Source organism: Proteus sp. GOKU, from assembly GCF_015475555.1.
In the GTDB taxonomy this organism is placed as follows: domain Bacteria; phylum Pseudomonadota; class Gammaproteobacteria; order Enterobacterales; family Enterobacteriaceae; genus Proteus; species Proteus mirabilis_B.
Map to the genome: position 1 here is coordinate 411505 of NZ_CP034105.1, position 26128 is coordinate 437632.

The 26128-nt window shown below is 38.7% G+C and carries 25 protein-coding genes; 21 read left to right on the top strand and 4 right to left on the bottom strand.

What is annotated here, in order from left to right; genetic code table 11:
* Positions 1-155: 155 nt before the first annotated feature.
* The 3 genes from ivbL to ilvN all read left to right on the top strand — a co-directional run bounded on the left by ivbL (position 156) and on the right by ilvN (position 2348).
* Positions 156-254 (top strand): ilvB operon leader peptide IvbL, encoded by a 99-nt coding sequence (gene ivbL / locus EHE21_RS02010; RefSeq protein WP_088493917.1) that lies wholly within the window; start codon positions 156-158, stop codon positions 252-254.
* Positions 255-362: 108 nt separating this feature from the next.
* On the top strand, positions 363-2060 hold the full coding sequence (ilvB, locus tag EHE21_RS02015; protein ID WP_088493916.1) for an acetolactate synthase large subunit: 1698 nt from the start codon (positions 363-365) through the stop codon (positions 2058-2060).
* Positions 2061-2063: 3 nt separating this feature from the next.
* A complete protein-coding gene (gene ilvN / locus EHE21_RS02020) occupies positions 2064-2348 on the top strand; it encodes an acetolactate synthase small subunit (protein ID WP_069368073.1) in 285 nt (94 codons plus the stop codon).
* Positions 2349-2418: 70 nt separating this feature from the next.
* Here the strand turns inward: ilvN and EHE21_RS02025 are convergent, their stop codons facing one another.
* Positions 2419-3315, bottom strand: coding sequence for a cation diffusion facilitator family transporter (locus tag EHE21_RS02025; RefSeq protein ID WP_194951708.1), 897 nt, complete (start codon positions 3313-3315; stop codon positions 2419-2421).
* Between the two features lie 212 nt (positions 3316-3527).
* Positions 3528-4106, bottom strand: coding sequence for a helix-turn-helix domain-containing protein (locus tag EHE21_RS02030; RefSeq protein ID WP_069368071.1), 579 nt, complete (start codon positions 4104-4106; stop codon positions 3528-3530).
* A 184-nt stretch (positions 4107-4290) separates the two neighbouring features.
* Between EHE21_RS02030 and EHE21_RS02035 the strand changes: the two genes are divergently transcribed.
* The 6 genes from EHE21_RS02035 to EHE21_RS02060 all read left to right on the top strand — a co-directional run bounded on the left by EHE21_RS02035 (position 4291) and on the right by EHE21_RS02060 (position 12079).
* Positions 4291-5037: a sulfite exporter TauE/SafE family protein gene (locus EHE21_RS02035; protein WP_160229926.1), complete on the top strand. Its 747-nt coding sequence runs from the start codon at positions 4291-4293 to the stop codon at positions 5035-5037.
* A 200-nt stretch (positions 5038-5237) separates the two neighbouring features.
* Positions 5238-6425 (top strand): MFS transporter, encoded by a 1188-nt coding sequence (locus EHE21_RS02040; RefSeq protein WP_194951709.1) that lies wholly within the window; start codon positions 5238-5240, stop codon positions 6423-6425.
* A 744-nt stretch (positions 6426-7169) separates the two neighbouring features.
* Positions 7170-8516, top strand: coding sequence for an NCS2 family permease (locus EHE21_RS02045; protein ID WP_088493913.1), 1347 nt, complete (start codon positions 7170-7172; stop codon positions 8514-8516).
* Positions 8517-8643: 127 nt separating this feature from the next.
* On the top strand, positions 8644-9147 hold the full coding sequence (locus EHE21_RS02050) for a GNAT family N-acetyltransferase (protein ID WP_075672273.1): 504 nt from the start codon (positions 8644-8646) through the stop codon (positions 9145-9147).
* 407 nt (positions 9148-9554) lie between these two features.
* Positions 9555-11204 (top strand): Na+/H+ antiporter, encoded by a 1650-nt coding sequence (locus EHE21_RS02055; RefSeq protein WP_088493911.1) that lies wholly within the window; start codon positions 9555-9557, stop codon positions 11202-11204.
* 2 nt (positions 11205-11206) lie between these two features.
* Positions 11207-12079, top strand: coding sequence for a carboxylate/amino acid/amine transporter (locus EHE21_RS02060; protein ID WP_194951710.1), 873 nt, complete (start codon positions 11207-11209; stop codon positions 12077-12079).
* Here the strand turns inward: EHE21_RS02060 and metR are convergent.
* Entirely contained in the window at positions 11994-12947 is a 954-nt protein-coding gene (metR, locus tag EHE21_RS02065; RefSeq protein ID WP_075672279.1) for an HTH-type transcriptional regulator MetR, read from the bottom strand. The two genes, EHE21_RS02060 and metR, sit on opposite strands and share 86 nt — an antisense overlap.
* A 106-nt stretch (positions 12948-13053) precedes the next feature.
* Here metR and metE point away from each other — a divergent pair, with 106 nt between their 5' ends.
* Positions 13054-15327, top strand: coding sequence for a 5-methyltetrahydropteroyltriglutamate--homocysteine S-methyltransferase (metE, locus tag EHE21_RS02070; protein WP_194951711.1), 2274 nt, complete (start codon positions 13054-13056; stop codon positions 15325-15327).
* A gap of 181 nt (positions 15328-15508) precedes the next feature.
* Positions 15509-16336 carry a hypothetical protein gene (locus EHE21_RS02075; RefSeq protein WP_194951712.1) on the top strand — a complete coding sequence of 276 codons (828 nt, stop codon included), beginning with the start codon at positions 15509-15511 and terminating at the stop codon, positions 16334-16336.
* 78 nt (positions 16337-16414) lie between these two features.
* Here EHE21_RS02075 and EHE21_RS02080 read toward each other — a convergent pair whose 3' ends face one another.
* Entirely contained in the window at positions 16415-16807 is a 393-nt protein-coding gene (locus EHE21_RS02080) for a YidB family protein (RefSeq protein ID WP_194951713.1), read from the bottom strand.
* 704 nt (positions 16808-17511) lie between these two features.
* On the opposite strand from EHE21_RS02080, the gene udp reads away from it, so the two are divergent.
* From udp to tatC, 10 genes are all read left to right on the top strand, one after another.
* Positions 17512-18270 (top strand): uridine phosphorylase, encoded by a 759-nt coding sequence (udp, locus tag EHE21_RS02085; RefSeq protein WP_023583501.1) that lies wholly within the window; start codon positions 17512-17514, stop codon positions 18268-18270.
* A gap of 148 nt (positions 18271-18418) precedes the next feature.
* Positions 18419-19201 carry a tyrosine-protein phosphatase gene (locus tag EHE21_RS02090; RefSeq protein ID WP_194951714.1) on the top strand — a complete coding sequence of 261 codons (783 nt, stop codon included), beginning with the start codon at positions 18419-18421 and terminating at the stop codon, positions 19199-19201.
* A 71-nt stretch (positions 19202-19272) separates the two neighbouring features.
* Positions 19273-19803, top strand: a complete 531-nt coding sequence (locus EHE21_RS02095) for a DedA family protein (protein WP_088493904.1) — start codon at positions 19273-19275, stop codon at positions 19801-19803.
* A gap of 102 nt (positions 19804-19905) precedes the next feature.
* The gene (rmuC, locus tag EHE21_RS02100) at positions 19906-21246 is read left to right on the top strand and encodes a DNA recombination protein RmuC (protein ID WP_102949417.1); all 1341 of its coding nucleotides are present in this window, start codon (positions 19906-19908) and stop codon (positions 21244-21246) included.
* 83 nt (positions 21247-21329) lie between these two features.
* Complete coding sequence (gene ubiE / locus EHE21_RS02105; protein WP_075672293.1) at positions 21330-22085, top strand: bifunctional demethylmenaquinone methyltransferase/2-methoxy-6-polyprenyl-1,4-benzoquinol methylase UbiE; 756 nt, start codon at positions 21330-21332, stop codon at positions 22083-22085.
* Position 22086: 1 nt separating this feature from the next.
* Entirely contained in the window at positions 22087-22728 is a 642-nt protein-coding gene (locus EHE21_RS02110) for a ubiquinone biosynthesis accessory factor UbiJ (protein ID WP_075672295.1), read from the top strand.
* Positions 22728-24365 (top strand): ubiquinone biosynthesis regulatory protein kinase UbiB, encoded by a 1638-nt coding sequence (gene ubiB / locus EHE21_RS02115; protein WP_023583497.1) that lies wholly within the window; start codon positions 22728-22730, stop codon positions 24363-24365. The genes EHE21_RS02110 and ubiB overlap by 1 nt, the downstream gene beginning before the upstream one ends.
* A gap of 125 nt (positions 24366-24490) precedes the next feature.
* Entirely contained in the window at positions 24491-24760 is a 270-nt protein-coding gene (gene tatA / locus EHE21_RS02120) for a twin-arginine translocase TatA/TatE family subunit (protein WP_006535549.1), read from the top strand.
* Positions 24761-24763: 3 nt separating this feature from the next.
* Positions 24764-25279 (top strand): Sec-independent protein translocase protein TatB, encoded by a 516-nt coding sequence (tatB, locus tag EHE21_RS02125; protein WP_088493902.1) that lies wholly within the window; start codon positions 24764-24766, stop codon positions 25277-25279.
* 3 nt (positions 25280-25282) lie between these two features.
* Positions 25283-26068: a Sec-independent protein translocase subunit TatC gene (gene tatC, locus EHE21_RS02130; RefSeq protein WP_165121748.1), complete on the top strand. Its 786-nt coding sequence runs from the start codon at positions 25283-25285 to the stop codon at positions 26066-26068.
* Positions 26069-26128: the final 60 nt, after the last annotated feature.

The following is a 26128-nucleotide window of genomic DNA, read 5'->3' on the forward strand; positions in this document are numbered from 1 at the left end:
GTTATTTTTTGATTTTCACTAGAAGTGATCTAGCTCTCGTTTTTAGCGGTGATAAAAAATAAACCGAAAAAAAAGGTTGTTAATTTGTAGAAGTTATGTTTTTTTAAATATAGATAACACGTAAACACATCACTAAATTAATTGATAGGTAACCCATGATCATCACTAATCTACTACAAAGCCTACGACTAACAGCGCACATCGCGGCTGTGGTTGTCGTGCGTGTGGTGGTGGTCGTCGGCAAAGCGCCGTAACGGGTCCGAATCAACACAATTTCGAAACCCCGCCGGCGCACTAACCGGGCGGGGTTTTTCTTTTCTACCTGCCCATCAAGTCCGGCTTAAAACAAAGGACAGATAAAAATGGGTGATCAACAAGAAAACGCCACAACAAGTAGAACGTTTACTGGTGCGCAATTAATCGTTTATTTACTGGAACGGCAAGGCATTACGACAGTTGCAGGGATCCCTGGTGGTGCAGCGCTTCCGTTGTATGACGCATTGAGCCAAAGTAAATCTATTCGACATATCTTAACTCGCCATGAACAAGGTGCTGGTTTTATTGCACAAGGTATTGCCCGTGCAAATGGTAAACCTGCTGTTTGTATTGCTTCAAGTGGACCGGGTGCGACAAATTTAGTCACAGCAATTGCCGATGCTAAGCTTGATTCTATTCCTTTAGTTTGTATTACAGGTCAGGTATCTTCAGCGATGATTGGAACTGATGCTTTCCAAGAAGTTGATACTTACGGCATGTCTATCCCAATTACTAAACATAACTATTTAGTTCGTGATATTGCTGAGTTACCTGAAATTATTTGTGATGCGTTTCGTTTAGCGATGTCAGGAAGACCGGGTCCTGTTTGGGTTGACGTACCAAAAGATATTCAGCAAGCCAAAATTACATTAGAAGTGTTACCGCCTATTCCACAAAAAGATCCTGTTCCCGCATTTAATACTGATTTAGTGATACAAGCGGCGCAAATGATTAATCAGGCTAAAAAACCTGTTTTATATTTAGGTGGGGGGATCATTAGCTCGGAAGCCTGTAAAGAAGCAATTGAATTAGCAGAGAAAAACAACCTGCCAACAACAATGACCTTAATGGGGTTAGGATTAATGCCACCTTCGCATCCTCTGTATTTGGGGATGTTGGGTATGCACGCGACTCGTAGCACCAATTTTATTTTAGAAGAAGCCGATCTGTTGATTGTATTAGGGGCTCGATTTGACGATCGCGCCATTGGTAAAGCCGAGAAGTTTTGCCCTAATGCTAAAATTATTCATGTTGATATCGATCGCGCTGAAATTAGTAAGATCAAACGCCCTGATATTGCGATCCACGCTGATGCAAAATCAGTGTTATCACTGTTATTACCATTGATTAATACAAACAAGCGCAATGAATGGATAGAGCGTGTTACGACACTGAAACAAGAATATCCATTAGAGATGAAAAACTCTGAAAATATTCTGAGTGGTTACGGTATTGTATTGGCAGCCGCAAATTGCGTAGATGATGATGCCATTATTACAACAGATGTTGGGCAACATCAGATGTGGGTAGCACAAGCCTATCCGTTAAATCGACCTCGACAGTGGTTAACGTCTGGCGGTTTAGGTACGATGGGATTTGGTTTACCAGCAGCAATTGGTGCCGCATTAGCTGAGCCAGATAAGAAAATCCTCTGCTTCTCAGGGGATGGTAGCATTATGATGAATATTCAAGAATTTGCTACGGCAGCTGAACATCAATTAGATATCAAAATTATTTTGATAAATAATCAGGCGTTAGGATTGGTTCACCAACAACAAACGCTGTTTTTTGAAGAGCGTATTTATGCTGCGGCTTACCCTTATCAAACAGATTTTATTCGTATTGCACAAGGTTTTGGTTTAGATACCTGTGACTTAAATCAGGAAGCGGATCCTGCCAGTGCGCTAAAAGCAGCGATTGAAAAACCAGGTCCATGTTTAATTCATGTAATGATTGATATTCATGAAAAAGTATTTCCAATGGTACCGCCAGGGGCGGCAAATATTGAGATGATAGGAGCTTAATTTATGTCACAACAATCACAACCTATCGCGCTGGAATTGATTGTTCGCAATCATCCCGGTGTTATGACCCATATTTGTGGGCTATTTGCTCGCCGTGCATTTAACGTCGATGGTATTTTGTGTTTACCGATGAAAAATAGCGATAAAAGCCGGATTTGGCTATTAGTGCAAAAAGATGATCGCTTAATGCAGATGGTGAGTCAGGTAGAAAAGCTTGAAGACGTAAAAGAAGTGAGATTCAGCGATGACTTACGTGTTTTTGAGCAAATGGAAAGTTATTTAAATTAATACAGATTGGCTCTCTCTTTAATCATTAAGAGAGAGCCAGAATTTTATGAGTGTATAAATTTATTCTGTTTTAGTGGTGATTTTCTTCAAGCTGTTGTCTGTCCTCACATTCCATCTGTAACGTAATATGGTTGATATGGAATTGCTCACGAAGTTGTTGCTCAAGGTGAATTCTAAGTTCTTCATGATTGGCATTAGGTTGATAAACGATGTGTCCACTTAAAATAAGTTTACTTTGTGTGAGTGCCCATAAATGCAAATCATGAGAGCCTACAACATCAGGATTATTATTAATTGTTTCAGTAACCTGAATAAGATCGATACCGCGAGGCACGCCCTCAAGTAAAATATTCAGACATTCTTTAAGTAATATCCAAGTTCGTGGGAAAACCATAAAACCGATTAACACGGCAATAATAGAGTCAACAAGCTCCCAACCTGTAAACCAAATAATGACCGCACCAATAATTACGCCAATTGAGCCCAACATATCAGCCCAAACTTCTAAGTAAGCGCCTTTTACATTAAGGCTTTCATCCTTTGTGCTGGTGAGTAATTTCATTGAAATCAGATTAACTACAAGACCTATTAACGCGATGATAAGCATCCCAACAGATTGAATATCTGGAGGAGAAGATAAGCGCTTATAGGCTTCATATAAAATATAGAAAGCGACTGCCATTAAAATAAGTGCATTCATGGTTGCTGCTAATATTTCAAAGCGTGCATAACCATAAGTTCTAAAAACATCAGCGGCTTTTCTGCCTGCATGAATAGCGATCAGTGCAAGTAAAAGTGCGAAAGCATCCGTCATCATATGCATGGCATCGGAAATTAATGCCAAGCTACCCGTTAAATAACCACCAATAAATTCGACTAACATAAATGATGATGTTAAGCCGAATGCAATTAATAATCGCGATTCAGGTAGTGTTTTTACGTCCGCATGTTCATGATTTCCACTCATTGAAGTTCCTTATTATCCGAATAGCATTAATAAAAACATAGCTGAAAATAAAGAAAAATAAATTAGATAAAGAGAGGATTTCTAGACAACTTGAAGCGAATATGAAGACATTAAATGAAGGGGTATTGATCGTTAAGTTCACACGATAATTAAAACCAGTTAAATGATTTGCTAATTATCGTGTGAGTAATAAAGCTAGGGCAATAAATTGATTAAGGACGATGGTGGTAATGCTGTTGATTTGGGCTAGACATAATCACAGAGGCGCGCAAATGGCCTTCTACACAAATATAAGAGTGGGGCGCATTACCATGAAAAGCATAAAAATCACCGGTTTCTAATAAAACCGTTTCGTCGTTATCAAAACGCATCATTAATTTACCAGAATAGACCATGATGTGTTCTTGAGTACCATCTGCGTGAGCAGGGCTATTAATAATCGCACCATGCTTCATTTCGATATGCCAAATCTCAGTAATATTGCCGATACCAATACGGAATTTAAACTCTTGAGCATAATCCCCAACGATAGGTTTATGTCGTTCTAAACGAGGGTATTCTTCACGCGTAAAACTAAATAAATCTCCCAAAGGAAAGCCAAGCGCTATCGCGATAGCCTCTAAGGTATCGATTCTAGGATTAGAATCACCGGATTCTAATTTTGACAATGCAGCCTTGGATATTCCCGATTTTCTTGATAACTCATTAAGTGACAAGTTTCGAGATTGTCTTAACTGTTTGACTTTATTACCAAGGTATTCATTCGTTTTTTTAGGAGGTTGTGGGTTCATTGCCAATTCAAAATATCGTTAGTTTAAAAGTGTCATTCCGATTAGATAATAACACTAATTAGCTGTATTCGGAAAAATGAGATCCTGTTTCTGCTGTATTTTGCGAATAGTTTTACGATCACTGTTCGATTTTTAATAATTACGCTAATATCCTTCATTAAATGATAATTATTCAAGGTTTATTATGATGGACTTACTTAGTTGGTCTGATCTTTTTATTTGCTTACTTACCTTATTTTTTGCTTATGTTATTTTCGGTATGGCTGGGTTTGGCTCGGCGTTAATTGCAGGCCCAGTATTAGCACTTTATTTGCCTCTTTCAATGATAGTGCCTTTATTGGCATTAATCGATTTAAGTGCTGCCATAGTGAATGTCTTAAGAGATGGTAAACAGGCAGATTTTAAAGAGATACGCTATCTTATTCCGCTTATTATTATAGGTAGTCTTGTTGGTGCAACAATTTTATTAACCACACGACCTGATTTACTTTCTCTTCTTTTAGGTATCTTTGCCGCTTGTTATGCAATCTATGCACTGTTTTGGAAAAAACAGGAAAGCCAATTTTCTCAACGTTTGGTTTATCCTTTTGGGTTAATTGGTGGGGTATTTAGTGCTTTGTTTGGTAGTGGTGGTTTTTTATATGCGATTTATCTATCAGGCAGAATTGCAGACAAAAATAAGTTTCGTATTACACAAACCACATTGATTGGTTTTAGTACACTAACGCGAGTGGTAATTTTCTTATTTGCGGGTATTTATTGGCAATTGGATATTCTTAAGTTAGCCGTTATTTTCTTGCCCGCGATGTTTGCTGGTGTGTGGTTAGGGCGAAATTTAACATTACGTATGTCAAAAGCACGATTTATGAGTGTGATTTATACCATTGTATTGGCATCAGGTACTGTGCTTATCTACCGTTATTTTTCTTAAGCGTTGTAGGATAAATGACGGTGAAGTGAGAATATTGTGAAAGGTAAAGATCTTCGTGAGTCAAACGGAGATCTTTCTCTGATTAACGTTACTTTTTAAGCATGTTTATCTATTTCTTATCCCCTATAATATAACAATATTTTATTTAACCACCTTCCTTTTATTACAGAGGTTTCTGTTATTCACAGAAACAAAATAACATGTCACATCAAAATTATCGCCAATCCGAAGTTTTTGCGATAACAACTATCACGGTAAGTATTGGCGTTATCGGGATTGTTATCGGATTAACTATTCCTATGGTTGCACTACGCCTCAATTTAGTGGGTATTAGTGAATCTATCATTGGACTTATTTCCGCCGCGCCAGCTATTGGGATGTTAGTTATTTCACCTTTTGCTCGGCGTATTGTGCAATGGATTGGTAAACGCTTTGCGATGCTATTAGCAACCATTGTTTCTGCAATCAGTTTATTACCTTTAATGGGAAGCTTACCGCTAGAGTTGTTATTTCCTTTACGACTTATCACTGGTATTGCCAGTGGTGTGATGATTTGTTTAGGAGAGACGTGGATTAATGAGCTTTCGCCAGATAATAAACGTGGGCGAATTTTAGCGGTATATACCACGGTATTTACCATCAGTCAGTTATTAGGGCCTTCAATTATTGCGCTTTATGGTGTCGCAGATAAGACACCTATTTTAATTAGTGTCTTTATTCATATTATTTCTATTGTCCTGTTTTTAATGATGGATCAGAAAACAGGAGATAAATTACCGAAAGATACGCAAGAGCCTAATTTCTCTATTATTCGCTTTGTTAAAGTTGCACCCGCAATCTGCGGCGGTATTGTTTTCTTTGCTTTTTTTGATGGTACCGTGCTTTCAATGTTTCCTATTTATGGCTTAAGTGTGGGACATACTGAAGCGATTGCAGCAATGATGATAAGCGCTATTTTAGCCGGTGACGCCATTATGCAAATGCCATTTGGCTGGCTTGCTGATCATATGAACAGAACGCGGTTATATCGAATTTGTGGTGTGGTGACTTTACTCGCAAGCTTATTATTACCGATCACGATGTCTCATACATTTTTGATTTGGCCTTTATTACTGGTGCTGGGTGCAACAGCAGGTGCGATATACACCATTGCGTTAGTACAAATAGGGCAATATTTCTCAGGTAATGATCTGATGGTTGCAAATGCGTCTGCGGCGATGTTATGGGGAATTGGTAATTTATCTGGACCTTTACTGGCTGGCGCGATGTCAGAAATTTCTTCATCTTCACTACCATTCTTATTGGTTGCAATGACGGGTTTATTCTTAGTATCAACGATGGAACGTTGGAATCTAGGCGTTGAAGCACTGAACAGTAGCTCATCTTAATATCATTCCTCTTCTATCGTATTCCATTTAGAGTGATAGGAATATGATAGAGGAACTCTCTCTTTTCTTTATTTCTAAATATTTAGTTTTATCTTATTGTTTTTTATAAATGATTATAATTATCTTTCGTAATTATACTTATTTTAAAACTTATTAAGAATAATCTAGAAATGCCTATATTGAACAGAAAGTTGTTTGCTAAAACAACGTTTATTCATCTAACGTTAGAAGTAGAAGATGACACCATCTTCAGATAAAAAATAATGAATACTGCAAACCATTAATCGCCACACATTGGGAACGGGAGGTATTATTTATCTAGGCAACTTATTAAGGCTACTAATAATAGATAAATATACCTAGTTATCAGGTTGTTTAATATAATTTTAATAAAAACAATTGGTTAATCTGTTTTTCTACTGTGAGATAAACATGATATTAGATGATTGTATAAAAGTAGAATGATGAGGAAAGTAGATAGTCGCTTTCCTCTTTTTCTTTTTTTCTGACTTTAAATTATCTTTTTATGACATTTTTATTAAAAATGTATTTTTTCGCTTGATTCTTACCCTAAAAGCACCAGATAATCGTTTGCGTCAAATTCTCTCACTCAATCTACACGAAAAACCAAACGTTTGCTTTTGACTCCCTCTTAAGATTTTTATCAATAAGAGGTTATTTTAATTGATACGTAATCGTTTTCGTTTTTTGGAGAGTGAACCGTTTTTATGTCAGAGGAATGTAATGTCTGCTAATCAATCAGCAACCACAGGTAAACTGGATAGCTATTTTAAACTTACAGCTCGCGGTACAACTGTTCGCAAAGAAATGATCGCCGGTTTGACGACATTTTTGGCGATGGTGTATTCCGTGATTGTTGTTCCTAGCATGTTAGGACAAGCCGGTTTTCCACATACAGCGGTTTTTATCGCAACCTGTTTAGTCGCGGGATTGGGCTCTCTTCTAATGGGATTGTGGGCAAATCTTCCTATGGCAATTGGTTGTGCTATTTCATTAACAGCATTTACCGCTTTTAGCTTGGTCTTAGGACAAAACATCTCTGTACCTGTTGCTTTAGGTGCCGTGTTTTTAATGGGGTGTTTATTCACCGTATTCTCATTAACCGGCATTCGTACTTGGATCTTAAAAAATATTCCAATCGGTATCGCACATGGTGCGGGAATAGGGATAGGGCTATTTTTACTTTTAATCGCAGCAAATAGTGTTGGATTAGTGGTGAAAAATCCATTTGATGGCTTACCTGTTGCAATGGGGAAATTTACATCATTCTCTGTTCTTATGTCACTTGCTGGATTAGCCGCTATTTTCGGATTAGAAAAACGTAAAGTACCGGGTGGCGTGCTATTAGTGATTGTGGCTATTTCGATTATTGGTCTTATTTTTGATCCTAATGTGAAATATCAAGGCATCTTTAAAATGCCTCAATTAGGTGAAGAAGGGCTTTCTTTATTGTTTGCGATGGATATTAAAGGTGCTTTACAACCTTTAGTTTTACCAAGTGTTCTTGCGTTAGTAATGACAGCGATTTTTGATGCAACAGGGACTATCCGTGCCGTTGCTGGTCAAGCAAACTTATTAGATAAACGCGGACAAATTATTAATGGTGGAAAAGCACTAACTTCTGACTCTGTCAGTAGTATTTTTGCTGGTGTGATTGGTGCCGCTCCTGCTGCGGTTTATGTTGAATCAGCCGCAGGAACAGCCGCTGGTGGTAAAACAGGATTAACCGCAACTGTGGTTGGTATTTTATTCTTACTGATCCTTTTCTTATCGCCTCTCTCTTATTTAGTTCCAGCTTATGCAACGGCACCTGCATTAATGTATGTAGGTTTATTGATGCTAGGCAATGTCACTAAGCTAGATTTCAGTGATTTTGTTGACGCAATGTCAGGCATGGTGTGTGCTGTATTTATTGTTTTAACGTGCAATATCGTCACAGGCATTATGTTAGGTTTCGGCTGTTTGGTGATTGGTCGTGTATTTGCCGGAGAATGGCGTAAACTCAATATTGGTACAGTATTAATTACTATTGCTCTAGTGGCATTTTATGCGGGTGAGTGGGCAATTTAATTAAAATAATCGGTTTTAAAGACAAAAGGCGGAATATATTTTTATTCCGCCTTTTTGCTATTTATTTATCTACTTTTATTCGCTATTGTCGAAATTAAACCTAGTTATTAAATAGTTGGTAGAATATATGCAAGAAATAAAAATACGCCACGGTGAACCTGACGACGCATCAGCAATTCAACAGTTATATACACATCCTGATTTATATATTTGTACTTGCCAATTTCCTTATCCTTCAGTCACGATGTGGAAAAAAAGATTACTTGAATTTTCAGAGCAAAATATCCCTAATTTTGTTGCAACCATTGATGGTCAAGTTGCGGGACATTTAGCACTGATAATCGATAATCACCCTCGTCGTCGCCACATTGTCAGTTTTGGTATCGGTGTTGGCGCTGAATACTCTGGGAAAGGTGTCGGTAAGTTACTCATCAATACAGCAATTGATTATGCTTTCAATTGGTTAGCAGCCACACGATTAGAATTAGAAGTGTATTCAGACAACGAAAGAGGTTTGCATCTCTATAAGAAGTTAGGCTTTGAAGTTGAAGGTGTACGTCGTAAAGCCGCCTTTAGAGAGGGCAAGTATTGTGATGTTGTTATGATGTCGATGTTAAGAACAATTGAATAATCATTAGCACTACGAGTTAGCTCTCAAATTTAATCGCTATTGTTATTTATCTATTATTTTTTATTTAATTACTTAACGTTTTACGTTTTTATACGGTCTATTACATTGCTTAGACTGAAAAAGAGAAATAAAAACGTATGCTTTCTATAATTAATGCCGTTAATAAATAGAGAGTAATAATTTGCATACAATGTGCGGTGTTAGATACGATTAATCTTAATTTTTAAATATTCTCACAGAGTCTGTGTGGGATCTGTTTAAAATAAGCGTGGATGCATAGATAGAGATAAAGAAAGATATGATGCGCAAATTTTACATAATGTGTTTCTTTATCATTCGGTAGGTTTTCCTTATGACAAGGAAAAGATGCTAGGTTTTCAGGATAAAAATAGGCATGTAAGGGTAACATGGAAATTTTCTTTACTATTTTGATTTTAATACTGGTGGTTTCAGTTTCGGGAGTTATCACAAAATTAATTCCCTTTCGTGTTCCGTTACCATTAATACAGATTGTGATAGGGGCTTTATTGGCATGGCCTCAGTTTGGTCTACATGTCACTTTTGATCCTGAATTGTTCCTCGTTCTATTGATCCCACCTTTGCTTTTTGTTGATGGTTGGAAAACACCGACACGAGAATTTATCCAAAATGGGCGTGAGATTTTTATTCTTGTGCTTGTTTTAGTCATGGTGACAGTTGTTGGTATCGGTTATCTGATTTATTGGATGATGCCAAGTATTCCTCTTATTTCTGCATTTGCATTGGCGGCAGTACTTTCGCCAACAGATGCGGTCGCACTCTCGTCCATTGTCGGTAAAGGGCGAATACCTAAGCGAATAATGGGTATTTTAGAGGGTGAAGCATTAATGAATGATGCTTCAGGTCTGGTTGCCTTGAAATTTGCGGTTGCTGTAGCAATGGGCACAATGGTGTTTACTGTTGGTGGTGCAACCCTTGAATTCTTCAAAGTCGCTGTTGGGGGATTACTGGCAGGTATCGGTGTCACCTTGCTTTACAGTAAATCTCTACGATTAATGAGCCGTTGGAGTGGAGACGATCCTGCTACACAAATCGTCTTTATGTTGCTGCTGCCTTTTGCCTCTTATCTTATTGCAGAACATATTGGTTTTTCAGGTATTTTAGCTGCTGTTGCTGCCGGTATGACTATCAGTAAATCAGGCGTTATTCGTAATGCACCGCTTGCGATGCGTTTACGTGCCGATAGCGTGTGGTCAATGCTTGAATTTGTTTTTAACGGACTTGTTTTTATCATGCTTGGCTTACAACTTCCTATTATCTGGACAAGCTCTGTTATTCAAGCAGATCTTGACCCTGAAGTTGAAGTCTGGATGTTGTTTGCAGCTGTCTTCGTTATCTACTTTGCACTGCTGATCCTGCGATTTACATGGTTATGGCTAATGAAGAAAATTAGCCGTATCTTTATGAAAAAGCATCCACTTGATTTTGCTAATTATACAACGCGTGAGTTGTGGTTATCGTCATTTGCTGGTGTTCGTGGTGCTATTACGCTTGCGGGTGCACTCTCTATTCCACTATTTTTAACCGATGGCAGTACATTCCCGGGGCGTTATCAAATTATCTTTATTGCTGCTGGCGTTATTTTGCTGTCGATTTTAGTGGGTATTATTTCTCTTCCTTTCCTATTAAAAGGCGTGAAAGCAACCGACAAAGAAGCTGACAAAAATGAAGTGCGCTATGCACGTAAAGTAATGGCAGAAGTAGCAATTGTCAGCCTGAATAAAATGGAAGAGCGTTTAGCAGCAAGTACTGAAGAGCAGTTAGATGCTGAAGAAATTAATGAAGTGGCTTCTCGTGTAACGGGGTATTTAAGACGCCGCACAGCAAATCAAGATGAAATGGTTCATAACGCGTTAGAAGAAGATCTCGAAAGGCGTTTTCGCTTAACGGCATTACGTGCTGAACGTGGTGAGCTTTACCATCTAAGAGCGACGCGAAAAATCAGTAATGAAACGCTCCAATTATTGCTACATGAATTGGATTTAATGGAAGCATTGTTAGTAGAGAAAGACAGTTAATTATGTGGTTGCTCGTTATTACAACACTGTTATGGGCAGCCTCTTTTAGCCTGATCGGCGAGTATCTCGCGGGTCAGGTTGATAGCTGGCTTTCTGTTCTGATCCGCGTTTCTTTGGCGGCTTTGGTCTTCTTACCTTTCTTACGTTGGAAGGGAATTCGTTTTAAGGTGATTTTGCTTTATATGCTCGTGGGAGCTTGCCAACTCGGTATTATGTATCTGTTTGTCTTCCACGCTTATAACTATTTGACTGTCGCAGAATTTTTACTTTTTACTGTATTAACACCGCTTTATGTCACGTTAATTTATGATTTATTAGAGCGTCAGAAATTACGTTGGGGTTATGCATTTAGCTCATTATTAGCGGTATTAGGTGCGGCAATTATTCGCTATGACCATTTAAGTGATGATTTTTGGTATGGATTATTATTAGTGCAATTGGCTAATATTTTCTTTGCTATCGGTCAGGTGGGTTATAAACGGTTAATGGAAGTACATCCTATTCCTCAACATCATGCATTTTCTTGGTTTTATCTTGGTGCAGTTGCGGTTTCATTGGTTGGTGCATTGTTTTTTGCTGATTGGCAGAAAATGCCAACAACATCACTACAATGGAGTGTTTTACTCTGGTTAGGAATTGGCGCTTCTGGAATAGGGTATTTCATGTGGAACTATGGTGCCACACAAGTTGATGCCGGAACCTTAGCTATTATGAATAACATGATGGTTCCAGCTGGGTTATTAGTGAACTTCTCTATTTGGCAACAACATCCAAATTGGCCAAGTTTCATCATAGGCGCGAGCCTGATTGTTGCATCACTTTGGATCCATCGACGCTGGATACGCCGACCTGCTTTACAAAAGGAAGATTGTTAACAGCGTGCTGACCTGATAAGCGAATAAATTCTCGAATTGCCGGTTGATGTTGCTCTCCACTACGGTTAGCGGCATATAACCGGCTCCATAATCCCTCTCCTAATGTTTTTGTAACAACTAATCCCTGTTTTTCAAAATTCTCAACAGCCCAATGAGGTAATGCAGCAATACCCATACCGGCTGCAACCATTTGAATTAATAACAACGTATTATCGACGTGTTTAAAATGTGGAGTGATCCCTGCGGGCTGCAAGAAATGACGCCATACATCAAAGCGCTCTCTTTGTACGGGATAAATAAATAGCGTTTCTGCAATTAAATCTTGTGGCTGAATATGTAAGCGATTAGCCAGAGGGTGGTCTGGCGATAAAACTAATTTCACTTCATAGTCAAATAACGGTGTGTAATGTAAACGAGGATCATCCAAGATATCGGAGGTTAGCACTACATCTAATTCACGCTGTAATAATGCGGGTTGTGGATCGAATGTCACTCCGGAATGAAAATCAACAGTCACTTCAGGCCATGTTTGACGATATTGCTGTAATGCAGGGGTTAACCATTGAATGCAACTATGGCATTCGATAGCAATATTCAAATTCACACTACCCGGTTCATTACACGCTTCAATCGCCCTACGAACGATAGGCAATACTTCTTCTGCTAATTTAACGAGCACTTCCCCTTGTGAAGTAAAGCGCAGTGGTTGGCTTTTACGTACAAAAATTCGATAGCCAAGGCGATGTTCTAATTCACTAAACTGATGTGAAAGAGCCGATTGTGTTTGATGCAGTTGATTTGCTGCGTTAGCAAGAGAGCCAGTGTGCTTCAAGGCTAAGATCGTTTTTAAATGTTTTATTTCTATCATGAGAAACCTTCAGGTTGTTGATGAAAAATTTGCGCTTGTGATTTATACACTACCTGTAGATTATGGATGTGTAAACATCTAGACGGCTAAAAATAGGATTTTAATTATGACAATTCGCAATCACACACTCGGTTTCCCTCGTATTGGCTTAGATAGAGAGCTAAAAAAGGCGCAAGAAAATTATTGGGCAGGCAAGATTTCACAGGAAGAATTGGTTGCAGTGGGTAAAGAACTTCGCGCTCGCCATTGGCAACAACAAGCAGATGCAGGTATTGAATTATTACCTGTCGGTGATTTTGCTTGGTATGACCAAGTATTAGGTACAAGCCTACTGTTAGGTAATGTGCCACCTCGTCATCGTAATGAAGATGGCTCACTCGATCTTGATACTCTATTTAGAGTCGCTCGTGGTAGAGCACCAACAGGTAAACCTGCTGCTGCATCTGAAATGACGAAATGGTTTAATACTAACTATCACTATATCGTACCGGAATTTCAGCAAGGTCAGTCATTTACCTTTGCATGGAAAGAGTTGCTAGAAGAAGTCGATGAAGCATTAGCACTGGGTCATAAAGTAAAACCTGTTTTACTCGGTCCTGTGACTTACTTGTGGTTAGGTAAAGTGAAAGGCCCTGAATTTGATAGATTAACGCTGTTAAAAGATATTTTACCTATCTATCAACAAGTCCTTACTGCATTAAAAGAGAAAGGTATTGAATGGGTGCAAATTGATGAGCCTGCATTGGTACTCGATTTACCTGTTGAATGGCAAAATGCGTACCAAACAGCTTATCAAGCATTAACGGGACAAACTAAATTACTGCTGACAACCTATTTTGATGGTATTTCTCATCATCTTGATATTATTAAAAATTTACCTGTTAATGGGCTTCATGTTGACATTTCAGCTGGGCTAGATGATTTGCAACATTTACACCAAGCGTTACCTAAAGACTGGGTACTGTCATTAGGTGCCATTAATGGTCGAAATGTTTGGAAAGCAGATTTAAGCGCACGTTATCAGCAAGTGATTGCGCTAAAAGATAAGCGTCCTTTGTGGATCGGAACATCATGTTCATTACTGCATAGCCCAATTGATTTAAATGCAGAGACGAAACTTGATGATGAAGTAAAAAGCTGGTTTGCTTTTGCTGTTCAGAAATGTGAAGAAGTGGCTTTGTTAGCCAAGGCGTTGAATGCACCAGAAGGTGAGTATGATGAACAATTGGCACAGTACAGTGCGCCAATTCGTCAACGTCAGCACTCGACTCGTGTACATAATGCAACAGTTGAGGCTCGTTTACAGGCAATTGAAGCACAAGATAGTGAAAGAAATTCACCTTATACTCAACGTGCAGAAGTACAACGAGCTCGATTTAATCTGCCATTATGGCCTACGACCACGATTGGCTCATTCCCGCAAACAACAGAAATTCGTACTGTTCGTTTAGATTTTAAGAAAGGGCGTATAGATACGGCAGCTTATCGCACAAATATTAGTGAACATATTAAGCAAGCAATATCAGAACAAGAAAACCTTGGTCTTGATGTATTAGTTCATGGCGAAGCTGAACGTAATGACATGGTGGAATATTTTGGTGAACATTTTGATGGTTATGTGTTTACGCAAAATGGCTGGGTACAAAGTTATGGCTCACGTTGTGTAAAACCACCAGTGATTATCGGTGATATTAGTCGTCCTGTACCGATTACCGTGGATTGGGCAACTTACGCGCAGTCATTAACGGAAAAACCAGTTAAAGGCATGCTTACAGGTCCTGTGACAATTTTATGTTGGTCATTCCCTCGTGAAGATGTGACGCGTGAAACAATTGCAAAACAGATTGCATTAGCACTGCGTGATGAAGTGGATGATTTACAGAAAGCGGGTATTGGTATTATTCAAATTGATGAGCCTGCATTACGTGAAGGATTACCACTGCGTCGTAATGAGTGGCAAGCTTACCTTAATTGGGCTGTCGATGCCTTTAAATTAAGTGCCGCTATTGCCGATGATGAAACACAAATCCACACTCATATGTGTTATTGCGAATTTAATGACATCATGGATTCTATTGCAGCACTGGATGCGGATGTTATTACTATTGAGACCTCACGTTCAGATATGGAGCTTTTAGAAGTCTTCGAACATTTTGATTATCCAAATGAAATTGGACCGGGTGTTTACGATATTCACTCACCTAATGTACCAAATGTGGAATGGATCGTGGGTTTATTAAGAAAAGCACAATCTCGAATTCCCGCAGAGCGTTTATGGGTGAACCCAGATTGTGGATTGAAAACACGAGGCTGGCCTGAAACACGCGCAGCATTAGCGAATATGGTTGAGGCGGCTAGGTATTTGCGTCAGAACGTGTAATAAAATAATTAATTATTTATTAGCCTGTTATTTTTGATCTGTTACTTTAGATAAGTCGCGCAGTCAAAATAGCAGGTTAAATTTATATAAAATAAAAAAGAAAGGTATTCATTAAAACTTAGAGTAAATCTTATTATTGATATTCATGATAGTTGCTATACTGCGAAAACTCTCTAATTTTATGGATATAATTATTGTGCAAACTAGCATTAAACTTTCGGATAAAGTATTAGATGCTTTTCCAACTCGACCTTTGAAATTAGTTCCACTAAGAGGAGACGGTGGATTATTTCGCACCTTATTCTTAGTTATTTTCATGCTAGCAATGACGGTATTTAGTGCTTATCAAATTCCCAATATTCTTTATGATTATAAAATCAGTGAGAATGCAGTACCTGTTGACGCTACGGTGAAAGGCTCTTGTCGCTCGCAACTCTTTGTTCTTACTAACTGTAGTGTTGATTTGCGTTATAAAGGCAATGAAGTTTCGCGTAATTTTACTTTTTTAGATTTAGGTCCCAAAGATGTGTTAGTTGAACCCGTCGCTGATGCAAATGATCTAAGTAAAATGACCGTTGATGTGGCGATAGATAATATTTGGCTTCGTTTAATTAGCACTATTATTTTTATCGGCTTATTTGGTTTTAGTGTGATCTTTTTTATTTATCGTCAAATATTGACGAGTAAAGTGAGAAAAGCATTATTATCAGTGGGAACTCAGCCTTTAAAATTAATAGCCATCCCTGCAAAAATGGTTGTGAGTAATAAGCAATTTATTGCCACTTATCGTCTTAATTTAGATGGTAAAGATATTCGTATTGCTTATTCAGGGAATAAGAAAACCCCTCCTATTGTGATTGAGCAAAATGGAAATACTTATGTATTAGCCGTTTATTCACCACAGCAGAATATCCCTTATGCTTTAGATGTACCTTTAGAACGTATTCAGGCAACACCTGAAGAGAAACAACGTTTTCATGAAGCGTTGATTGAAGAAGGTTTGCTGTAATCAATTTTGATTATTAAGAACGTGATGCGTTTTCTCTTATGGGATGTAAGGGAAAACGCATTAAAACAGTCGGTTTATTTAGCCACCGAAAATCTTCGCTTTTAAAATATCCATACCAGCACTGACTAAATCTAAGTCTTTAGGTACAACGCCATCCGGTGTGACTTTATCAATTAATTTAGGCAAATATTGAGCCGCCATTTCAGAAGCTTCTGTCGCATTTAAATTAATTTTTGACGCAAGTTCATTAATAACAGGCGATGAAAAAACCGCTACGATTTGTTCAGCACTGATAGGTAAATTTGTATTGGTACTTATCCAAGATTGAATAAGCTCACTTAAACCCGCTGTATCAAATTGCTTTACTAAGCCTTCAATGCCGCCTTGAGATCCAATCCAGTCAAGGACAGTTTTATATTGATTGATTTTTTCGCCACCAAGTAGGCTCGCAATTTGGTTAAATAAGCTCATGTTTACTCCAGTGACGATGTGTTTGTCACATTAGGTGTTTATTTTAAGGGCGGGTAGTGTACGCGTTATGTTCGTCATACTTCAAGCTACTCGTCATACTTCAAACTGTAGCGTTGTTGACTTCATTCTCTCGCGCCAGTCACATACTATTGTATGCTCCTAGCGACTCGTTCGTTTGTCGCCTAGCTACATCTTGAACTATTTAGAGTATTTACTCGTCATACTTCAAGTCGTAGCGTTGTTGACTTCATTCTCTCGCGCCAGTCACATACTATTGTATGCTCCTAGCGACTCGTTCGTTTGTCGCCTAGCTACATCTTGAACTATTTAGAGTATTTACTCGTCATACTTCAAGTCGTAGCGTTGTTGACTATATTCTCTCGCGCTAGTCACATACTATTGTATGCTCCCAGCGACTCGTTCGTTTGTCGCCTAGCTACATCTTGAATTATTTAGAGTATGTATTTGGGTATTTATATTCGCTAGGGTTTTTATTGCATCTATACTAGTAAGCGAATATGGGTGATGTATTCGCTGAAAATGTATTTCGAATGCCATTTTTCGTGATTATGGTCGCAATTTTATGAAATTGTTACTTTGTTTGGTGCCTTGTAAGTGATGTTAGTCACTAAAAAGGTCTGGAAAACTGATACAGTAACTTTTAATTTAATGATCATTGGTTTTGTCCCATTGAGGAGTCCGATATGTCTGATGTATTTCACTTAGGTTTAACCAAAAATGACCTACAGGGTGCCACTTTAGCAATTGTTCCAGGTGATCCTAAGCGTGTTGAAAAAATTGCAAAATTAATGGATAACCCAGTTCATCTGGCTTCTTTACGTGAATACACGTCATGGCGTGGCGAAATTGATGGCAAAGCCGTCATTGTTTGCTCAACAGGTATCGGTGGTCCATCTACCTCTATCGCAGTTGAAGAATTAGCGCAGTTAGGTATCCGTACTTTCTTACGTATTGGTACAACAGGTGCAATTCAAGAGCATATCAATGTAGGTGATATCCTTGTCACCACTGCTGCGGTTCGTTTAGATGGCGCAAGCTTACATTTCGCACCAATGGAATTCCCAGCTGTTTCTGATTTTGAATGTATGAACGCACTGTATAAAGCCGCTAAAGACAATGGCTCAACTGTACACGTAGGGGTTACTGCATCTTCAGATACATTCTATCCAGGACAAGAACGTTACGACACCTATACAGGTCGTGTTGTTCGCCGTTTCAAAGGCTCTATGAAAGAGTGGCAAGAAATGGGCGTAATGAACTATGAAATGGAATCTGCAACATTATTAACAATGTGTGCAAGCCAAGGTTTACGTGCAGGTATGGTTGCGGGTGTTATCGTAAACCGTACTCAACAAGAAATTCCAGATGCGGAATTACTGAAGAAAACTGAAAATAATGCACTAGGTATCGTTATCGAAGCCGCTCGCATTTTAATGAAATAAGTTTTTTTTAATCAAATATGAAAGCCCTTAATACATAAGTATTAAGGGCTTTTTTTGTATGGTAATTCATCAAGTTAATGTGTTAACAGGCGCTGATTTCTGTTAAGGTCTTTGAGGTCTTAACAATACAACAATGAGAAGAGGCATTATGACTGATATATTACAAACACATCCTTCGGTGTTGCCTTTAGTCGGCGGAATTAACTTCCGTGATTTAGGCGGTAAAAAATTGAGTAACGGTGGGGTTATTAAACCCGGAATGCTCTTTCGCTCAGGCTCGCTGGATAGATTAACCAATACAGACCAATCTCTTCTCATTGATAAAAATCTTTTTCAAATCATTGATTATCGCGATACTGGTGAAATCGTTGATAAACCAGACCGAGTCTGGGACGGTGCGCAATATTATCATGCACCCGCCAATCCGTTATCCAAAGAAGTCTCTGCCAATCTTGAAAAGCTGACACCTGAAATACTTGAGCAATTTGATGCTAAAGCCTTTATGTTTCAGCTATATAAATTGTTACCTATTAACAACCCTGCCTATAAACAATTAGCTACGTTATTAAAGCAGCCCGAAAAGGGGGGCGTAGTGCAACACTGTGCAGTAGGTAAAGACAGAACAGGTGTTGGCTCAGCTTTAGTGTTATTCGCACTCGGTGCATCTTTAGATGTGGTAATGGAAGATTACTTGCTAACCAATGAAACATTAGCGCCTTATCGCGCTTATCTTTTAGAAGAACATGCCAAAACAATGAGTGATAACATTGTTGATAAATTTGCCTATGTTTATTCAGTACAAGAAGAGTTTCTGCAAACGGCATTAGCGAGTATTAATCAGCATTACGGTAATGTGGATACTTGGCTAGAAAAAGATATCGGTTTAGATGCTTCTAGCCGAGATGCCTTACAAAATTATTTTCTAGAGTAATGAAGTGATTTATATTCGGTTAATCAGAATATTTTATTTCACTTAGGTTAACCGAATTTAAGGTCTCTATTTTGACAGTACAAGACATTATTCATACCATCACCCTCTTTGTAAAAGAGCACGAGATCTGGGCTATTCCGATCGTGTTCTTTCTTGCTTTTGGTGAATCACTCGCGTTTATCTCTTTGCTTATTCCCGCCACGGTTATTTTATTGGGATTAGGTGCCTTAATTGGTGAGAGTGGCCTGTTTTTCTGGCCGATTTGGCTTGCGGCTGCATTAGGCGCTTTCTTTGGTGATTGGATATCGTACTGGGTAGGGTTTCACTATAAAGACGGTGTGAAAAATTTGTGGCCAATTTCACGTTCACCACAAACATTGGTTAGAGGTCATCAATTCTTTAATCGTTGGGGAATTTGGGGGGTGTTTATTGGACGCTTTTTTGGGCCTTTTCGTGCAATTGTTCCGTTAGTTGCGGGTATTTGTGCGATGCCACAACGTTATTTTCAAATTGCTAATTTAACATCAGCCATGATTTGGGCTTTTGGCATTTTGGCGCCCGGTGCTTTTGGTTTGCAATGGCTTGCGAAATGGATGGGATAACTGCGTCCTTTATCGCAAATCAAGTCATGATGTAAATTGTTGCTAGACAATATTACCTATGCGTTTTAACGTAGCCCGCTGGAAAGTAAAAAGGTCACTTTAGTGGATATTCAGTTGTTATATGGGATCATTGGTTTATTAGGTGGTGTACTTGTTGGAGGCGCGTTGGTTTGGTGGTCTATCCAACAACGTTTATCCGATAAAGAAGCCATGTTACGTGAAAATCATACACAGCTTGCTATCGCTCAAGAAAAAGCGGTAATTATCCCTTCTTTACAACAACATATAGAACAACTAGAGCAAGAATTACGTGCTCAGCGAGAAATTATTACCTCTCAAGAAGCTGAATTAAGAGAAGTGACAACTCGCTGGGAAGAAAGCCGAATATCCGCAGAAGAAAAACAACGATTATTAATAAATAGTGAGCAACGGCTTGCAACGCAGTTTGAGAACTTAGCTAATCGTATTTTCGAACAAAGTGGACGTAAAGCTGAAGAGTTGAATCGCCAAGGATTGACACACTTACTTTCCCCCTTTCGTGAACAGCTCGAAAGCTTTCGGCGACAAGTTCAAGATGGTTTTGGGCAAGAAGCCAGAGAGCGACATACCTTGGTTCATGAAATTCGCCAGCTTCAACAATTGAATGTAAAAATGGCACAAGAAGCCGTTAACTTAACTAATGCCTTGAAAGGGGATAATAAAGTTCAAGGTAACTGGGGCGAGACAGTATTAGCACGTATATTAGAGTCTTCAGGATTACGTGAAGGTCATGAATTTGAAACACAGGTGAGTATTCGACATGAAAATGGTAGTCGCTATCAACCTGATGTAATTGTGCATCTACCTCATGGTAGAGATGTTATTATCGACGCTAAAATGTCGCTGGTGGCATATGAAAAGTATTTTAGTAGTGATAATGATAATGAACGCAAACAAGCGCTTTATGCGCATGTGAACTCAATTAAAGCGCATATTAAAGGATTGAGTGTAAAAGATTATCATAAACTACCGGGTGTAACGTCTTTAGACTATGTTTTAATGTTTATACCTATTGAGCCCGCTTATCTTGTTGCGATTGGTCATTCTCCAGACTTGCTAGAAGAAGCATTGAAAAACAATATTATGTTAGTTGGGCCATCTACTTTACTTGTTGCTTTGCGTACAATAGCCGCATTATGGCGTTATGAATATCAAAGCCAAAATGCGCAAGAAATTGCAGACAGAGCGGCTAAAATGTATGACAAATTAAGACTTTTCGTTGATGATATGCAAGGGCTAGGAAACAGTATTCAAAAAGCGCAGTCTGGCTATCTATTAGCGATGAAAAAACTCTCTGAAGGTCGTGGAAATCTAATCAGTCAAGCGGAAGGCTTTAAATCCTTAGGGGTTGAGATAAAAAAAACGATTGATAATGATCTCATTGAAAAATCAGCATCTGATTGATTTGATAAAATAAAGAGATAACGATTTCTGAGAACGACCAGTACTGAATTTACTAAATTTTGATTAATTAGCGGGCAAATAATATGACTCAACAAACTAAGGAAACAACAGATTTTGGTTTCCAAACCGTTGACAAAGATGATAAACAAACCATGGTTGCAAGGGTTTTTCACTCTGTCGCGTCTAAGTATGATTTAATGAATGACTTGATGTCTTTCGGTGTTCACCGCATTTGGAAACGCTATACCATTGAAGCAAGTGGTGTTAGACGTAACCAACGTGTTCTTGACCTTGCTGGTGGTACTGGTGATTTAACGGCTAAATTCTCTCGTCTTGTGGGGGAAAATGGGGAAGTTGTTTTAGCTGATATCAATGACTCAATGCTGAAAATGGGACGTGAAAAGCTACGCGATCACGGTATTGTGGGTAATGTTAACTATGTACAGGCAAATGCTGAAGAGTTACCGTTCCCAGATAACCATTTTGACTGCATCACTATCTCCTTTGGCTTACGTAATGTGACAGATAAAGCAAAAGCGTTACGTTCTATGTTCCGTGTATTAAAGCCAGGTGGACGTCTGCTGGTGCTAGAATTCTCTAAACCTGTTCTTGATCCTTTAAGCAAGATTTATGATGCTTACTCTTTCCATATCTTACCCAAAATTGGTCAAGTGATTGTCAATGATGCTGAAAGCTACCGTTATTTAACGGAGTCAATTCGTATGCATCCAGACCAAGAAACGCTAAAAGGTATGATGGAAGAAGCTGGATTTGATCAAGTTACCTATACCAATATGACCGGAGGTATAGTTGCATTACACAAAGGATTTAAATTCTGAGATGGAAAAAGCCACTTTTTCTCATGATATTGCTTCTCAAGTACTGTATCCGCTGCTAACAGCATCAATGGAGACAGCACTTAATCACGTTTTATATCAGGAAAATGTGCTTAAACCTGCCCGCAATCGCCTTGCGGGCAAAGTGTTGGCGCTTTCTATCAATGAGTTTCCTCGTTCCATCTACTTAGTCTTTAGTGAACAACAAGTTGATGTATTAAGTCAGTGGGATGATGAAACTGATTGTTTGATAAAAACAAAATTATTAACTCTAATTAAGCTTCGTGACCGCCAAAAAATGTCAGAACTAATCAACCGTGGTGATATCACTATTGATGGTGATATGCAGGTTGTTCAAAATTGGTCTGCATTATTGGATATGGCGCAGTGGGATCCCGCGCAATATTTAGCACCTTATATCGGTGATATTGCAGCGCAAAGCCTGACTGTTGTTGCAGGAAAGGGTGTTCAGTTATTTTCTTCACTCTTAAGTCACCAAAAAGATTATTTACGTGACGCATTAATTGAAGAGTGGAAAACCGCACCTAGTGCATTAGAAACAGTCCATTTTTATGATGAAATAGAAGAACTTGCACAGCAAACAGCCGAGCTGGAAAAACGGTTAGGCACATTGGAGAAAAAATAATGCTCCTTAGTGAGTTAAAGCGCCTCTATCATATTATTCAGGTATTTTTATCTTATGGGCTTGATGAGTTAATTCCTAAACACCGAATTACTTTACCTGCAAGATTAGGATGCCGAGCACTATTTTGGATCAAAAATAAACATCCAGAAAAACCATTAGGTGAACGCTTACGACTCGCATTGCAAACATTAGGCCCTGTTTGGATTAAATTAGGTCAAATGTTATCAACTCGACGTGATCTTTTCCCTCCTCAAATTGCTGACCAGCTTGCTTTATTGCAAGACAAAGTCGCTCCTTTTGATGGTAAGAAAGCACGACAATATATCGAAAACTCATTTGGTGGCCCTATTGACCAATGGTTTGATGATTTTGATGAAACCCCACTAGCTTCCGCTTCTATTGCACAGGTTCACACTGCAAAATTAAAAGAAAACGGCAAAGAAGTGGTACTAAAGGTTATTCGTCCTGATATTCAGCCTGTTATCAAAGCGGATATCCGTTTGATGTATCGCTTGGCAAATTTATTACCGTTTTTACCTGATGGTCGTCGTTTACGACCAAAAGAGGTGATCCGCGAATATGAAAAAACATTACTCGATGAGCTAAATTTACTGCGTGAAGCGGCTAATGCTATTCAATTACGTCGTAATTTTGAAAATAGCTCTATGTTGTATATTCCTGAAGTGTATTCAGATTATTGTCATGAAAACGTGATGGTAATGGAGCGTATTTATGGTATTCCCGTTTCTGATATTGAAGCGTTGAATGCACAAAAGACGAATATGAAGCTTCTTGCAGAGCGTGGCGTAAAAGTCTTTTTCACTCAGGTGTTTAGAGACAGTTTTTTCCATGCTGATATGCATCCTGGTAATGTGTTTATTAGCTATGATCACCCTGAAAATCCATATTATATCGGTATTGATTGCGGGATCGTTGGGTCATTAAATAAAGAAGATAAACGCTATTTAGCTGAAAACTTCTTAGCCTTCTTTAACCGAGATTACCGAAAAGTTGCAGAATTACATGTTGATTCAGGCTGGGTGCCAGCGGATACTAATGTAGAAGATTTTGAATTTGCGATCCGTACTGTGTGTGAACCGATTTTTGAAAAGCCACTTTCCGAAATCTCATTTGGACATGTGTTACTTAATCTTTTCAATACAGCACGCCGTTTCAATATGGAAGTACAACCGCAGTTAGTTTTACTTCAAAAAACATTACTTTATGTTGAAGGGCTTGGTCGCCAGTTATATCCACAATTGGATTTATGGAAAACAGCCAAACCTTTCTTAGAAGATTGGTTACATAGCCAGATTGGTATCACGGCACTAGTGAATGGTATAAAAAGCAAAGCGCCTTACTGGATTGAAAAAATGCCAGAGATACCAGAGTTGGTTTATGATAGTCTGAAGCAACATAAAAATATGAAGTTAACGCTAGACAAATTGACGGAACAAATAAGTTCGCAAAGAGTCAAACAGAGACAGTCTCTATTTTTATTGGGTATAGGTACAACACTGTTTTTATGCGGTAGCCTGTTTTTTGTTTCTGGTTTTAAAACATTATTCAGTGTTTTTATCAGTTTAGGCCTTCTTGCATGGATTTTGGGTTGGTTTAGATCTGGTAATGCACAATAAAAACACATCAAAGTTTGTCTTTGAGCAAGTTAAAAGATGAATTCGAGATTCCCGAAAATTGAATTCGTTGTATATAATGGGCACTGTTATTAAGTATAACCCCGAAAATAGTTGAGGAACATAAAATGGGCGGTATTAGCATTTGGCAATTACTCATCATCGCTGTCATCGTTGTCTTATTATTTGGTACAAATAAACTGCGCACACTGGGCTCAGATTTAGGTGCATCAGTAAAAGGCTTTAAAAAAGCGATTGGTGACGAAGCTGCAGATAAAGACACCAACAACGCTGAAAAAACAAATAACGACGCAGATTTTGATACTAAAAATTTAGCGCAGAAGACTTCAACAGAAGAGAAGTCTACAACTGAGAGCAAAAACAAAGAGCAGGTGTAAACCGTGTTTGACATTGGTTTTAGTCAGCTGCTATTGGTCATGGTGATTGGTCTTGTTTTTCTGGGGCCAGAACGTTTGCCCGTAGCAGTAAAAACAATTGCTGGCTGGGTAAGGGCGTTACGCTCTTTGGCTGCGAATGTGCAAAATGAACTGACTCAAGAACTAAAACTTCAAGAACTCCAAGAGAGCTTGAAAAAAGTTGAAGAGAAAGCAAATTTGCAAACGCTATCGCCAGAGCTGAAAGCGTCTATGGATGAGTTAAAAGAGGCTGCACAGTCTTTAAAACAAACTTATCAAGCACCTACAACGCCAGACTCCACGAAAGAGCAGTCTGTAAAAACCGACTCTACGGAACCTTCACCTTCTGATTTAGCCGCACTTGCTGAAGCTGATGAAGTTAATGATGATGCTAATCGCCATAAACCTGTGGCAGAAAGTGTTACAAAAACAGAAGTTCCTGTTACTCAACCAGTAACAATAGAGAAAAAAACAACTGATCAGGTCAATGGTGAGCATTAAAACATGGCAGTAAATGATACCCAACCGCTGATCAGCCATTTAATAGAACTACGCAAGCGTTTGATGTATAGCTTAGTGTCAGTTCTGGTGGTTTTTTTAGCGCTGGTTTATTTTTCTAACGATATCTATCAATTAGTCTCGGCTCCATTACTCGAAAAGTTGCCAAAAGGGTCAAATATGAGTGCGACGGATGTTGCCTCTACATTTTTGACACCGATTAAATTGACAATCATGGTATCCGTTTTTGCTTCTGTGCCTGTTATTCTTTATCAGGTATGGGCTTTTATCGCACCAGCATTGTATAAACACGAACGCCGCTTAATGCTGCCATTACTTGTTTCAAGTACAGTATTATTCTATCTCGGTATGGCGTTTGCTTATTTTGTTGTGTTCCCTCTCGCGTTTGGCTTCTTTGTTAATACAACCCCTGAAGGGGTTAACTTTATTCCAGATATCAGTAAATATCTAAGTTTCGTAATGACGCTATTTATGGCGTTTGGTGCTGCTTTTGAAGTACCTATTGCGATTATTTTACTGTGCTGGAGTGGTGTAACAACACCAGACGCCTTAAAGAAAAAACGTCCTTATATTCTTGTGGGTGCCTTTGTTGTTGGTATGGTATTAACCCCGCCAGATGTTTTCTCTCAAACCTTACTAGCAATACCTATGTACTTACTGTTTGAAATCGGTGTCATGGTATCGCGCTTTTATGTAGGCAAGGGAAGAAGAGCATCTGAAGAAGAGCCTGAGGAAGCAGAGGCGGAAGCTGAAGCAGAACAGCAAAAATAATTTTAGAAACGATTTTCTAAAATAATATGATATTAGCCCAGCAATTGCTGGGTTAACTTT